Genomic DNA, 13694 nt, shown 5'->3' with positions numbered 1-13694 from the left:
CCTATTCAACTGTCGCGAGTTGTCGTTCCCCTGGGGCCTGTTGGTGACGTTCCGTGTTCCCCGGCGGCGTAGCGGTTCCAGCCTCCGCCATCTTCTTGAAGGAGGCGGGCGGTGGTCTTGTCGTGGTAGCCGAGGGCATCAGCGACGACGGGGGCAGGGATCTCCAGGAGTTGCTGCCGGATGGCGGCGCTGCGGGCGGCCGCTGCTGGGATGCCGATCTCGTTGAGGAGGTCGGACAGGTGGTCGGGGCGGCAGGGCTGGCCTGCTCGGCGGCCGGGGAACAGCCAGCGCGAGGCGCGATTGGTGGCGGTGTTCATGTTGGTGCGGGCCTCGATGTAGTCCAGAAGCAGGGATGCGATCGGTGCGGGGACTGGCGATGGCGGCTCGCCAAGCCGCAGGAACAGGGCCGCTCCGTCACGTACGAGGTCGTCAATGGTGAGCCGGACGACCCGGGTAAGGGGCTGTGCATAGAGGAGCACGATGACTCCGGCCACCCGCAGGCGTTGAGGAATGGCGGTATCGGTCAACAGCCGTCGGAGGGCAGCTATGCGCTGGTCCTCACTCAATGCAGCCCGGCTGGGGATCTTCATCGCGGGGAGGGACAGAGATCGTGAACATTGGCGGCTCTATGAAGGGGCAAGGTCAAATTGTTCGTGGCGCCGGACATGGGTGTCCTGGCGGCCGGTCAGCGTGGTCCGTCGTCGATAGGGTGGAGGGCGCCGGTGCGGATGAGGCTGACGACGGCTTCCATATCGGCGTCCATGCGGCGATCGTCGTCCAGAGCGGGAACCCTGTCTCGGACGATGCGGTGCATTCGCTGCACGGCGTTCGCGGCCCTGTCCGTCCCGCGCAGGTCGATCGCTTGGCAGCCGGCCAGCAGATGTACGGCCGCCACGTGCTCCACCAGGTCGACGACGGCATAAGCGTCGCGGGCGGCGATGGTGCCCATACTGACCTTGTCCTGGTTGTGGCATTCGGTGGATCGAGAGAACAAGGTGGCCGGTACGGCGGACTTGAGCGCTTCTGCGGTCAGGGCCGAGCAGGTGATCTGGGCCGCCTTGAAGCCGAACCGCACTCCCGCCTCCGGATCGTCGCCGTCGGTCGAGGGTTGGAGGTTGGGCGTCAGGCCGCGGTTGTACTTCTCGTCGACGAGCAGTTGCAGTTGGCGGTCCAGCAGGTCGCCGACATTCGCCACGGCGATCTTCAGGGCGTCCATCGCCTGTCCGATGTGCCCCGCGTAGAAGTTGCCGCCGGTGTAGACCGCCTCGGTACCGGGGTCGAACAGTGGGTTGTCGTCGACCGAGTTGATCTCCACGGTGACCCAGCGCCGTACCCACGTCAGGGTGTCGCGCAGCACGCCGATCACCTGGGGCGCGCAGCGCAGCGAGTAGGGCTCCTGAATCGGCAGTTCGAGCTCCCTCACGCTGTCGCCGATGGTCTGTGGTTTCCCTTCAAGAGGGAAGGGATGGTCCCGGGACAGGCCGGGGCCGTCGAGCAGGGCCAGGAGACCGACCGCTGATGCCTGCTGTCCCGGGTGCGGTTTGTGCTGGTGGATCACCGGGTCGTAGTGGCCGCGGTCGGCGCACAGGGACTCACACGCCATGGCCGTGCACAGCTCGGCCACGGTGACCAGCCGGGTCGCCCGCTCCAGGGTGATGACGGCGTACGCGGAGGAGAACGACGTGCCGTTGACGAGCGCCAGTGCCTCCTTGGGCTCGGGTTCCCATGGTCCCAGCCCACGCTCCCGCAGCGCGTCGTCGGCCGGCCGCCGTTCGCCATGCACCGTGACCTCACCTCGCCCGGCCAGCAGGTTGGCGATGTAGCACAGCGGAGTGAGGTCTCCGCTCGCGCCGACCGAGCCGCGCTGCGGGACGGCCGGCACCAGGTCGTGAGCCACACAGGCCAGCAGCAGTTCCACCAGCTCGCGCCGGACCCCGGACGATCCTCTGGCCAGGCAGTTGGCCCGGATCACCATGGCGGCCCGCACCACTTCGGCCGGTGCGGGCGGTCCCACGCCCGCCAGGTGGAAGGCGAGCACGTCGCGTTGCAGCGCCTCGGCCTTGTCCTTCGGGATCACCCGCCGCGCGCTGTCGCCGAATCCCGTGGTGACCCCGTAGAGCGGCAGGCCCGCGTCGACGAGTTTCTGCCGTAGAGCGGCGCCGGCGTCGATCCGATGGGTAGCCCGTTCATCCAGTACGAATCTCGTCTCGGAAGGGCGCTCGGCGAACCGGGTGATCTCTTCCGGGGTCAGGGTTCGTACGCCCAGGGTCACGGTCTTACCGTCTGGCTTCATGACGTCGGTGACCGCCCGGACTGGAACGACGCGGCGAGGTCGTCGAGAGCCCGTGCCCACAGGGCCGCCAGGCGGCCGGGAGCGAAGGTGCCTCCGTGGGTCAGCACGGACTGTGTCGTGATCCCCTGATAGGTGGCGAGCAGGGTGAAGCAGGCATGTCCCGGGGGCAGCCAGGGCAGCGGGACGATCTCGGTGATCGGGCTGTCGCTGACGGACAGCGAGCCGGAGATGTTCACCGCCGAGACGGTCAGCTTGGTGTTGCGCGGGTGGCCGATGCGTTGGTGCGCCCACTGGCCGATCGGCTCCGGCGTATTCGTCAGGATCTCCCGCCAGGCGCGCTTCCAGCGCTCGATCGTGCGGGTACGGGTGGCGCGTACGACCGCGGCGAGCTGATCGGCGGGAGACGGCAGGTCCCAAGGGAGGGGGACGCGCATCAGCCCGAGATGGTTGGCGACGACGTGGTCGTCCTGGGCCGGGACCCTGAGGTCGAGGGGCAGGCAGATCTGCAGCCGTCCCCGGGGCCTGCGCCCGTTCTCTATTTCCAGTCCGCGCAGGGCGGCCGTCATGGCCGCGAGGTGCACCTGGTTGACGGTGGCCTCGCTCGCGTTCGCGACACCGCGCAGGGTGGTGAACGGCACCTGCGTGTGCGCCCATCCGCGTACCGCGCCGGGTGGGTCCATCATCGGGGGCCACTGCTCGCTGGGCCGATAGGTGGCGAGAAGGCCGGGAAGCACGCGTCCCACCGCGACCGTCGCTCGCAGAGGGCGGTGTCGCGGGCCGCCCGGCGGTTCCGCCGTGGCCGCCGGTTCCTCATCCCCGAACAGGACGCGCAGGATTTCCGCGACGGCCTTGGCGTCCCCGAAGGCGTGATGGCCGAGCCAGCAGACCTCCCACTGCCCGTCCCCAGGGCCGGCCAGCAGCCACAGGCCCCACAGCGGCCGGGGCGAGGCCGAGCCGATCAGCGCCGGCTGCGGGGCGATGTCAGGCTCGGGCCGCTGGCCGGTACGGACGTGGTCGGCGATGTCGAACGTGTCGTCCGGCCGCCAGGTGACGCGTCCGCCGCGCGTCTCGGGAACGTGGGTGAGCGCGGGGATGAGAGGCAGCCGTTTCTCCACGTGCCGCCGCAGGTCCTCCAGGCCGGGGGCAGGGCCTTGGCCGCGAAGGATCAACCCGAAGTACAGGTCGGATGGGTCGGCGGCGAGTTCCTCCATGCCGAGAAACGTCTTGGTCCACAGGTTCGCGTGGGGCTTCATCGTCCCCGGCCGCCTTTCTGCTCGCGCAGTTGTGATTCGCGCAGTAGTGAGTCGATGTCGTCGTCCGAAGTCAGATACCGCCCGGACAGCGGGTCGGCGGAGCCGCTCGCGAGCCGGACGAGCGCTGAGGCGGCGCGTTCCGGCGGGGTGAACCGTCCCGCCCGCCGCTGGTCGCGTACCCACTCCAAGATCTGGTCGGACCAGCGATCGTCGATGCGGCCCTGTTCGAGGTGGTCGCGCGTCATGCCGAGATCGACCAGCCCGGGATCGAAACTGAACGCGGAAACGCCGTGCGGCCGGAGTTCGGCGGCGAGGTTCTCGGTGAGCTTGATGACGGCCGCCTTCGACACCGAGTACGCGGAGGCGTGCGGCCATCGGTGGCGTCCGGCCGCGCTCACGATGTTGAGGACGCGCCCACGGCGGCGTTCGATCATTGACGGCAGCACGGCCCGGCAGGCACGGACCGTGCCGTGCAGGTTGACCTCCAGGGCGTGCCACCACTCGATGGCGTCGCCCTCCCACGCAGGGCCGTGCGGGCCCGCCACACCGGCGTTGTTCACCAGGACGTCGATCGCGCCGAACGCGGCCGTCGCCTCCGCCACGGCCCTGCGCATCGCATGAGCGCGCGTCAGATCCGCCTGTACGGCGACCACACTGGCGCCCCGGGCCCGCAGCCGAGTCTCGGCCTCGCCCAGAGTTCGTGGATCGCGGCCGGTCAGGACCACGTTCGCGCCGGCGTCCGCGAGGGCTTCCGCGAAACACCGGCCAAGACCCCGGCCGCCGCCGGTGATGAGTGTGGTGCACCCCCGGAGGCGAAGGGGCGCGGAACCGGTGGTGACCGCGGTCATCGTCCGCCGCCTGGGGAACCGAGCGGCTCCGCGCCGTGGATTGATCCCGTCGCAGCGGCCTCGGCGAGGAACGCTCGCAGGTCGCGGGGTTCCCTGCCCGTCAGTTCCCGTACAGCCGTGCTGGTGTGGGCGGCACGTCCGTCGCGGATCGCGGCGTACAGGCCGATGAGGAATTCCACCACGGGACCGGGAATCCCGGCGTCCCGGCAGATCGCGCGGTATTCGTCGTCGCTGATGGGCCGGTAATCGATCGGACGCCCGAAGTACTCGGAGCACAACTTGGCGACGCCGAGCCAGTCGAAGGGCTCGGGGCCGGTGAGCGCGTATGCCGCCCCCTCGTGCCGCGACGGATCGCGGAGCACCGCGGCCGCCGCCTCGGCGACGTCCGCCGGATCGACCAAGGCGACGCGCCCGAAGCCCGTCGGCAGCGCGATCTCTCCCGCCGCCGCCATCGGCGCGAATACGCCGCTGGTCAGGCTGTTCATGTACCACTGGGAGCGCAGATGGGTGAACCGGATGCCCGACTCCTCGACGGCGCGCTCGATTTTTCTGAGCGAGAAATCCTCGTCCGTCTCGGCCATGACGGCGGAGATGACGACCGCGTGGGCGACCTCTGAGGCGGCCATCGCGCGGATGAACGGTTCCATCCGCTCATAGGCGCGGGGGTCGGCGGGCGGAGCGATGATGAGGGCCGACGTCGCTCCGCGCAAAGCGGCGTCGTAGCTGGAAGGGTCGTCGTAGTCCAGTCGCCGGACCTCGGCCGATGAGCCGGGCGGCGCCGTGATCGCACCTGGGTCACGAGAGGTGAGAATGACAGGCCGGCCGGCGGCGGCCAGCTCGCGGGCGACGGCGCCGCCGATGTTCCCGGAGGCGCCGGTGATCAATATGGTCATGTCGAAGGTGCCCTTTCAGATGCGGACCAGTGCCTTGATCGCCGAACGGCCGGCCATGGCCTCGTAGGCGGCGGGAACTCCATCCAGGTCCACCGCCAGGTCGAAGACCGGCGCGGGGTCCAGCCGGCCGGACACGACCTCATCCAGCAGGTCCGGGATCAGTGCTCGGGCCGGCGTCAGCCCGCCGGTGAACGTGAGGTTGCGCATGAAGATCTGCTCGGGGCCGGGCAGGGCGCCGTGCGGGGCGCCCACCAGGGCGATCGCGCCGCCGTCGCGGACGAGTCCGAGCGCGGTGTCGATGCTGTCCTGGGTGCCGACGCATTCCAGCACGGCTTGCGCACCTTGTCCGTGGGTCAGCTCAAGCACCCGGTCGCGGGTCTGATCGCCGTGGCCCGTCAGCACCTCGGTCGCACCGAAGTCCTGGCCCACGAGCGCCCGGGCATGATGCCTGCTCAGCAGCATGATCTGCCGGGCCCCGGCCCGCCGGGCCGCCAGCACCGCGCACAGTCCCACCGCACCATCGCCGACCACCACCACGTCCGTGTCCGGTCCGGCGCCGGTGCCATTCACCGCGTGCAGGCCGGTGGGCATGACGTCGGCCAGGGTCAGGACCGCCGGAAGACGTTCGTCATCCACTGCTGGCGGCAGTTCCACCAGGGTCGCGTCGGCGAACGGGACCCGTACCGCCTCGCCCTGGCCGCCGTCGTGCTCGCCGCCCCACATCCCGCCGTCGGGGCAGGAGGTGGTCAGCCCGTCCCGGCAGGCCGGGCAGACGCCGTCAGCCCACATGAACGGCGCGAGCACCAGCGCACCGGGCCGCAAGGCGCGGACATCGCGGCCGACCTCCTCGACGAGGCCGAGGAACTCGTGGCCCGCCCGGGGACCGGGCGGGATCTCCTCCTGCCCTCGATAAGCCCACAGGTCGGTGCCGCACACAGCGGCCAGGACGATACGGACCACGGCGTCGGTCGGCTCGATCACTCGCGCGTCCGGCACCTGTGCGATCTGGATGTCCCCGGACCCGCCGCGCACTGCGGCACGCATGTCGGCAACGCCTCCTCGTGGCTGCTCAGCGGAGCCGTTGGGACTCCGTCTCTTCCGCTCGACCCTGGCATTCACGTGATCGGGCGGCCAACGCCCGTTCCATGCAGCGGAACATCCGGATGGCGACCGCGTCGGCCTTCAGGTCGGTGAGTTGGCCCGGGTACAAGACGTTGCCGCGTTCGAAGAGCCGTTCCATGGAATGGAACACGCGGTGGCCGGCAATGCGCGGGCGAGTCATGGTGGCCCGATCGTGCCGAGAAGCAGAGCCCGTACGGCATGGCTCCTCGGATCGGCGCGGTCGTGACGGACATCGTGACAAGTCGTGGCAAGGAGAATGCAGCGTGCCAGCACCCGCAGCCCAGGCCCCTACCCCGCTTCCGATCATGGAAATGATGTCGGGAGTGTGGGTCTCGAAGACCGTGGCCGCGGCGAACGACCTGGATCTGTTCACCAAGCTGTCCGGTCGGCCGCCGCAGACCGTCGAGCAGATAGCCCGGCTCACCGGCCTGAGTCGCCGTCCCGCCGAGTCGCTCGTGGTGGGATGTGCCAGCCTGGGCCTGCTTCGTCGAGCAGCTGACGGGTACGTCAATTCGCCCTTGTCAGAGCGCTACCTGGTGCGCACCCGGCCCGACTACTTCGGCGGTTGGGTGGAGGTGCTGGATCGGCATGATCATCCCGGCTGGATGCGGCTGACCGAAGCTCTGCGCGAGGATCACCCTACCGTCTGGGATTCCGGCGAGCGGACCTCGCTCTTCGATGGCATGGAGCCGGGCATGGTGGAGGTCTTCTGGGAAGGCATGTGCGCGCTTTCGCGCTTTACCGCCGCGGCGCTCGCCGACACCCTCGACCTGTCGGGGACCAGGGCCCTGCTGGACGTGGGCGGCGGGGGAGCGGCGTTCGACCTCGAACTGTGCGCACGCCATCCCGGCCTGCGGGCCGCGGTGTACGACCTGCCGTTCGTGTGCGACCTCACCCGCCCCAAGATCGAAAAGGCGGGGATGGCGGACCGGATCACGCTGATCCCGGGCGACTTCTTCGCCGAGCCGCGGCTGCCCAGCGGGTACGACACGCTGCTGCTGTCGTCGATCCTGCATGACTGGAACGACGACGACGCCCGTACCATTCTGGCCAAGTGCTTCGCCGCCCTGCCATCCGGCGGCCGGCTGCTCATCTGTGAGCTCCTTTTGAACGAGGAGCGAGACGGCCCGCCCGAGGCGGCTCTGATGGGTTTGACGATGCTCGTCTGGACCTGGGGACGCGGCTTCAGCGCGGGCGAGCTCACCGACTGGCTGTCCGACACCGGGTTCACCTCCGTCACCGTCGACCGCTTCACCGCGCCCGGAGCCAATGCCGTCATCACCGCCACGAAACCTTGACAGCCGGGACCGCGGATTTCACGATCGGCTCACCATCTCGCCGCTCAACCTGGGAAAGGCCGCCCGGCGATCGCACGCGGGCTCACAGCCGTCCCAAACGCGTGTGTGGTCAGCAGGCCGGCGCCTGATTGAGCAAAGAGAATTCGAGTCTGAGTGAATCGTCGGCGGGAAGGGCGATCGCCCGGGCTTCCGGGCTCGTCGCCCAGCAGGCGGGCAGGAGAAAATATCGCCGGTTCGAATGGATCAGCAGGCGCAGGCCGGAGTATTGGTAGCGATACATCGCGTTCGGGTCCGGCAGGGGGGTCTCGATGATTCCGGGTCCCTTTAGGTAGAGGCGGCGGGGAGCATAGATCACCGTGCTCGCCAGCCCTCCTGAGCGCCCCCAGTGTTCGGTTCCAGCCTCCTGCCCCCGGAGCTGCGCGTAGTCGGCGATCAACCAGAACAGCAGGGCTAGGAAGAGCGTCACGAAGACCGTGCGCCACATGAGCTGGTACGTGGGGGAGAGCGTTCGCTGCGGGATGACCTTGACGTACAGATAGGCACTGTAGGCCAGCGCGGTGACACCCAGGAGCAGGCAGAGCGGCAGGTAGACGGCCGGCAGTTTCGCCCAGCCGACCAGCGTCATGGTGCCTGCCGCGGTAGCGACGACTCCGAACATGATCAGCCCTGCGGTGATCCACGTCGTGACGGTGTTATGACTGGGCATGCACCGGATCAGACATACGTGCCCCAGGAAAGCGACCAAGGACACCAACAGGATAGAGATCAGCGGTTCCACCGCCACCGGGACGCTGCGTAGTACGTAGTCCTGGACGGACAAGCCCAGCATGCTCTGATCCACGCCGAGCTGTCCGTACATGTTGTTCGTATATACCGCTCCGAAATACATCATGATCGCCGCGATGAGGGTGGCCGGTGTCACGATCTGGGCGAGGACGCCCCACGCGCGAGCAAGACCCTGGCCGGCCTCGCCGCCGTCACCCGCGGGTGTGCTCATGAGCGGAGGGGCTTACGACTCGGTCGGATGGGGTCCGCCGTTCTCGGTGCCCGGCGGTTCGGAGGTCTCTTCAGCGGGTGACTCAGTGGAGGTGCTCTCCTCTGTCGGTTCGGTACGGGAATCCTCGGGCTGAGAGGTCACCGGTGTCTCCGGTTCAGCCGAAGGGGACCCGGGCGTGGTGACTGAAGGCGTGACGGCCGCGCACTCCGGGAGCGCGGCAGGGTCGGATGCCACGGTGCACGCGCCCCTGGCGTAGGCGCTGGGATCGCGTCCGAGCTCCTTGAGGTGGGAAAGCGCCGCTTCGGTCCTGCTCTCGTCGCCCACGGCCGCGGCGCTGACGTACTCCGTGTGGTAGAGGAGTTCCTCCGCTAGCGGGCGCAGCGCGGGATGAATCTTGTCGAGATTCCGCTTTGCCTTGTTCACGTCATTGAGGGCTCTCGAGAACTTCCGCATGCTCGCCTCGGCCGCCGCCTTGCAGACCCTCGCTATGGCTTTTTCCCCTTCGCCGCCGCCACCGGAGGCAACCTGGCCCATCTTCTTGGCTGCGTCCTCGAAATCGTGGTTTGCCAGCATCGCCTGACAGTCCACGCCTACCTGAGCCTCGGCCTTGGCAAGGTCGCCGCGGCCCTTGGCCTGGCCGAGCCTGGGATCCGACGTGATGACCGCCTGCGCGGCCGGTGAGGAGGTAGCGGTCGCGCACTCCGGGAGAGCAGTGGGGTCGGGCGCCACCATGCACGCGTGCTTGATGTAGACATTTGGATTGCGTCCGAGCTCCTTGAGGCAGGCAAGGGCCTCTTGAGCCCTGTTGTGGTCGCCTGCGGCCGCGGCGCTGACGTACTCCGTGTGGCAGAGGAGTTCCTCCACCAGCGGGCGCAGCGAGCGATGGATCTTGTTGGTAGCTTGCTTCGCCTCGTCGACGCTTTCGAGCGCACCGCGGAAATTCTGCATGTTCGCCTTGGCCGCCGCCTCGCAGACCCTCGCTATGGCTTTCTCGCCTTCGCCGCCGCCACCGGAGGCAACCTGGCCCATCTTCTTGGCTGCGTTCTCGAAATCGTGGTTCGCCAGCGTTGTCTGGCAGTCCGCGCCTACCTGAGCCTCGGCCTTGGCAAGGTCGCTGTCCTTGGCCTGGCCGAGCCTGGGGTCCGGCGTGATGACCGGCTGCGCGGCCTTCCCCAAGCCGAGCGCGCCAGTGCTGGACTGGCTGCCGCCGCAACCGCTTGCCACCAGCATGGCAGCGGCGAGCACCCCTACCAAAGCTCTGTCCACCGGCTCCCCCGATCGCCTTCTGGCGTCGTCATACCGCGCCCGGCTACGCCCCACTCTCGGGCAACCTGCGGTTCACCAGGACCTGGCGAATTCTTGGCCGAGCCGGCTTGAGTGAGGCCGCGACGCCCACTTGCTAGGACGGGCGGCCCTCGGCGAAGGCGGTTTCGCCGCCGAAAGGGGGCGACGTGATCAGCCGGGCATCATCGACTGCACCGGGCCTTGCGGCAGGCCGGCCCTCTGCGGGCGCTACCCGATCCGGTCGACGCCGATATCAAGGTCACCCGACGAGACCGGCCGGCGGCCTCCTGCCACCTTGATGCCGAGCGTGGTGAGCCCTCCTCCGGCAGCCCCAGCCTGGGTTCTCCCGGACCAGGCGCAGAATGAGGGCGCGGATGGAGCGGGCCGGTTCGGCCGGCAGATATGGGCGTGACGTCGTTTCGTCAGATCGCGGTGCCGGCGCGGGACCGTGTCCGGCCGGACGAGCGGCCGAGGGCCTGCTTAACGCTCCGGACGTGATCGTGGAACGGATCGGGCCTCTCTCATGCGCAGGATCAAGGTGACCGCGTCCTCCGAGCGGGTTCCGGGAGTCAGGACTTCCTGCAAGAGGAGGCCACGAATCGCGGCAATGGTGACGGTGGCCACATCCCGCGCTTCCTTCGTGTCGAGCCCTTCGCGTTCCGCGAGTGAGGACAGCATCACGGTCAGGTCGCCGATCGACTCCACGAACTCACGGAAGTCGTCGGGGCCGTACGCGGCCAGTCCGACGACGTAGAAGAAACCGCGGGCACGCGACAGTTGCTCTGGCCGGGTGTAGGTACGCCAGATCGCCACAACGAAATCGTCGAAGGTGCCCTGCTGGGCGGCCTCCAAAAGTGCCTCGTTGTCACGGGATCGCTGCGCCTTGAGCATGGCGGCCAAGACGCCCGAGAGCGACCCGAAGTGGTATCGCAGCAGAGCGTGGCTGGTCTCGATCCGGGCGGCGATCTCACGGAGCGACATCTCCGGCGGGGGAAGGGCCTCGCCGAAGGCGTCGAGAAGCCGTGCCAGGAGTCGCTCGCGCGCGCTGCCCTTGCGTTCCGAAGTTGACAGGATCACTCCCACAGTTTATCCATTGGAAAAGACGGATGGGCGGTTCCGTGTCGCTTCGCACATGGTCGCAGTCAGCTCGCAACGGCGGAGGATCGACTATGGGACCTGCTCATGTAGTCGGCGCGGCGGTCATCGACGGATCGGGGCGCGATCCCAGCAACCTCGACATCACCATCGAGAACGGCCGCATCACCCACCTCGGTGCCTCCAGCGCGTACGGCGAGCGTCTCGTTGCCGAGGGATTGACGATGACGCCCGGCCTGATCGACGCTCACGTCCATCTGGGCCTGTCGAGCCCGATCCAGCCGCACTTCTCGTTTCAGATAAGCGCCGCCGAGATCGCGGCGGACATCTTCGCCACGGCCGGCGCGGCGCTCGATGCCGGCTTCACCACCGTTCGCGACACCGGCGGGATCGACGGCGGTGTCGTCACCGCGATCGCGAAGGGCAAGGTCAGAGGGCCGCGCGTCCTGTCGTGTGGACCTGTTCAGTGCCAGATCGGCGGGCACGGCTACTACGGAGCCGAATGGGAACCCACCGAGCTGTGGAGCAGCCACCACATCGCGGGCCTGTGCGCCCTCTCCATGATGGCGGGGAACGCGGACGAGCTGCGACGCAACGTTCGCGAAGCCTTCCGTCGCGGAGCCTCCTTCCTGAAGCTCTGCGTGACCGGCGGAGTGGTGGGCGCACATGATCGACTGACCGACACCCAGTTCACCGTCGAAGAGATCGCTGTTGCAGTTCAAGAAGCTGCGGCACGGAACACCTATGTCACAGTTCACGCCCACAACAACGAGGGCATACGCAATGCGGTCGAGGCCGGGGTGCGCTGTGTCGAGCACGGCACTGGCCTCGACGAATCCACAGCGGCCCTGATGGCCGCTCGCGAGGTTGCCCTCGTGCCCACGTTCGCTGTCGTCGAGCAACTGCTGCACGACACCGCCGGAGCCGGTCTCGCCGAGTCGACCCGCGACCGAGCCAAGGGCGCACGCGAGCAGATGACGAAGGCGCTCGCTGTCGCCAAGCACGCAGGCGTACGGATCGGGCTGGGTTCCGATCTCATCGGTCCGGCCCAGGACCGTCGCGGCAAAGAACTCAGCCTGCGCGCAGCCCTCGAGACGCCGATGGAAGCGCTCGTGGCGGCGACCCAGACCAACGCCGAGATCCTCGGCCTGTCCGGCCAGGTGGGTGTCATCACTCCCGGCGCGCAGGCAGACCTCGTTCTTTGGAACGGCAACCCGCTCGAAGACCCAGAACTGTTCTCCGACCCTACCAACGCCGTCCTCGTAATCCAGGCCGGCCAAATCGTAAAGGACCTCAGATGAGCACCATGTGGCAGGGCTGCCTCGCCCACACCGACTATTTCGAGATGCGCTCCAGCGGTGGGCACGACTACGGCGTCTGGGTCACCACGCCACCGCGCTACGACCCTGCCGCGGCGCAAGCGCCTGTTGTGTACGTGCTCGACGGCAACTGGGCCGTGGGCATGACCGCCCCACTCATCGTCACGCAACTGGACCCCATGCAGTCGATTCAGCCCTACATCCAAGTCAGCGTGGGTTACGCGGGCGAGGAAGCAGAGCACTGGGAGCGGTTGCGCAACCGCGACCTCGTGCCCCCCGGCGAACCCATCGCGAAGGAGTACATCGATGCGGTGGAGATGGGGGTCGAAGCGGGCATGACGACTCGCGAGCAAGCCGACGCCTACCTCGCTGAATTGAGCGACAGCCGCGGGGATATGTTTTTGAACTTCCTTACCGACGACCTGCACCCACGGATCGAACGCGACTACGGCACAGCCCAGAGCGGTCACGGCCTCTTCGGCTATTCCTACGGCGGACTCTTCAGTCTCTACGCCTGGCTCACCAATGGCACCTTCTTCGAAAGCATCGGCGCGGGCAGCCCTGGCATTGTCAATGCGGACAGCCAGGTCTTCGCTCGTCTTCAAGCGATGGGTGACACCCTGCCTGCCACCAAGCTTCACGTGACCTTCAACGACCGAGAGATCCTCGGAGACATGGCGGTCTACCAGAATCTCGCGAAGAACGCGGCCACGTTCCTTCACCGCCTCACCTCACGCAGCGGATCCGTCACCAGCGCACTCATGCACGAAACGCACGTGACTGGGCTGCAGGCATCGTTCCTCAGCTACCTCAGGACCTGCCGTGCCCAATAGGCCTGGACGCCGCGGCTCTGCCTGACCGCCGCGCTGGGCGGCGGCGCTCCTGGCCGGTGCCGCCGTCCCGAATGTCTGGCACCACTCGCCGCACCCGACCGGTACGCGTTTCGAGCCCGAGCCGGCCGCGCCGGGAAGCGCGCCACCCAGGGGAAGAATGGAACGGAGCAAGAGGCGCCCCAAGACTTCCATCGGCCTTTCGTGCATATCGTCCGTGAACCGGCTGCCCGGCGGCGTGGTGCCATCTATGTTGCATTCATATTCGAGTCTCCTTCTCTGGAGGTGCGCGGCCTGTGCGGTGCCAAAACGCGGACACTGCTGCTGAGCTGGGCGTTCGCCGGGTGATCAGGCTGCTCTGTGGTACTCGTTGATCAGTCCTGTGACGGTAATTCGGCGGTGGATCCGCCGGTGCCCCCATCGTGGGTTCTCTCTGGCCGGCCGGATCACCAACTCACGCAG

12 protein-coding genes are annotated in these 13694 nt (G+C 68.0%); 3 read left to right on the top strand and 9 right to left on the bottom strand.

The window, feature by feature from the left end; all coding sequences use genetic code 11:
• Positions 1 to 5: 5 nt before the first annotated feature.
• The 6 genes from C4V41_RS25035 to C4V41_RS25010 form a co-directional block, all read right to left on the bottom strand.
• The gene (locus tag C4V41_RS25035) at positions 6 to 590 is read right to left on the bottom strand and encodes a hypothetical protein (RefSeq protein ID WP_200824205.1); all 585 of its coding nucleotides are present in this window, start codon (positions 588 to 590) and stop codon (positions 6 to 8) included.
• Between the two features lie 95 nt (positions 591 to 685).
• Complete coding sequence (locus C4V41_RS25030) at positions 686 to 2293, bottom strand: HAL/PAL/TAL family ammonia-lyase (protein WP_103958339.1); 1608 nt, start codon at positions 2291 to 2293, stop codon at positions 686 to 688.
• On the bottom strand, positions 2290 to 3546 hold the full coding sequence (locus tag C4V41_RS25025) for a wax ester/triacylglycerol synthase domain-containing protein (RefSeq protein ID WP_103958338.1): 1257 nt from the start codon (positions 3544 to 3546) through the stop codon (positions 2290 to 2292). Before C4V41_RS25025 ends, C4V41_RS25030 begins: the two co-directional genes overlap by 4 nt.
• Positions 3543 to 4394, bottom strand: coding sequence for an SDR family NAD(P)-dependent oxidoreductase (locus C4V41_RS25020; RefSeq protein ID WP_103958337.1), 852 nt, complete (start codon positions 4392 to 4394; stop codon positions 3543 to 3545). The genes C4V41_RS25025 and C4V41_RS25020 overlap by 4 nt, the downstream gene beginning before the upstream one ends.
• A complete protein-coding gene (locus C4V41_RS25015) occupies positions 4391 to 5287 on the bottom strand; it encodes an NAD(P)H-binding protein (protein WP_103958336.1) in 897 nt (298 codons plus the stop codon). Before C4V41_RS25015 ends, C4V41_RS25020 begins: the two co-directional genes overlap by 4 nt.
• 15 nt (positions 5288 to 5302) lie before the next feature.
• Positions 5303 to 6331, bottom strand: a complete 1029-nt coding sequence (locus C4V41_RS25010) for a zinc-binding dehydrogenase (protein ID WP_103958335.1) — start codon at positions 6329 to 6331, stop codon at positions 5303 to 5305.
• 101 nt (positions 6332 to 6432) lie between these two features.
• On the opposite strand from C4V41_RS25010, the gene C4V41_RS25000 reads away from it, so the two are divergent.
• Positions 6433 to 7707 carry a methyltransferase gene (locus C4V41_RS25000; protein WP_456093855.1) on the top strand — a complete coding sequence of 425 codons (1275 nt, stop codon included), beginning with the start codon at positions 6433 to 6435 and terminating at the stop codon, positions 7705 to 7707.
• Between the two features lie 109 nt (positions 7708 to 7816).
• Here the strand turns inward: C4V41_RS25000 and C4V41_RS24995 are convergent, their stop codons facing one another.
• The 3 genes from C4V41_RS24995 to C4V41_RS24985 all read right to left on the bottom strand — a co-directional run bounded on the left by C4V41_RS24995 (position 7817) and on the right by C4V41_RS24985 (position 11065).
• The gene (locus tag C4V41_RS24995; RefSeq protein ID WP_103958332.1) at positions 7817 to 8704 is read right to left on the bottom strand and encodes a hypothetical protein; all 888 of its coding nucleotides are present in this window, start codon (positions 8702 to 8704) and stop codon (positions 7817 to 7819) included.
• 12 nt (positions 8705 to 8716) lie between these two features.
• On the bottom strand, positions 8717 to 9949 hold the full coding sequence (locus tag C4V41_RS24990; protein ID WP_103958331.1) for a hypothetical protein: 1233 nt from the start codon (positions 9947 to 9949) through the stop codon (positions 8717 to 8719).
• A gap of 519 nt (positions 9950 to 10468) precedes the next feature.
• Positions 10469 to 11065 (bottom strand): TetR/AcrR family transcriptional regulator, encoded by a 597-nt coding sequence (locus tag C4V41_RS24985; RefSeq protein WP_103958330.1) that lies wholly within the window; start codon positions 11063 to 11065, stop codon positions 10469 to 10471.
• A gap of 92 nt (positions 11066 to 11157) precedes the next feature.
• On the opposite strand from C4V41_RS24985, the gene C4V41_RS24980 reads away from it, so the two are divergent.
• The gene (locus tag C4V41_RS24980; protein WP_103958329.1) at positions 11158 to 12384 is read left to right on the top strand and encodes a metal-dependent hydrolase family protein; all 1227 of its coding nucleotides are present in this window, start codon (positions 11158 to 11160) and stop codon (positions 12382 to 12384) included.
• Positions 12381 to 13235: an alpha/beta hydrolase gene (locus C4V41_RS24975; RefSeq protein WP_103958328.1), complete on the top strand. Its 855-nt coding sequence runs from the start codon at positions 12381 to 12383 to the stop codon at positions 13233 to 13235. The genes C4V41_RS24980 and C4V41_RS24975 overlap by 4 nt, the downstream gene beginning before the upstream one ends.
• The last annotated feature ends 459 nt before the right edge of the window (positions 13236 to 13694 follow it).

The organism is Nonomuraea solani (assembly GCF_900108335.1).
Taxonomy (GTDB): domain Bacteria; phylum Actinomycetota; class Actinomycetes; order Streptosporangiales; family Streptosporangiaceae; genus Nonomuraea; species Nonomuraea solani.
This window is presented reverse-complemented; position numbering and strand designations above follow the sequence as displayed.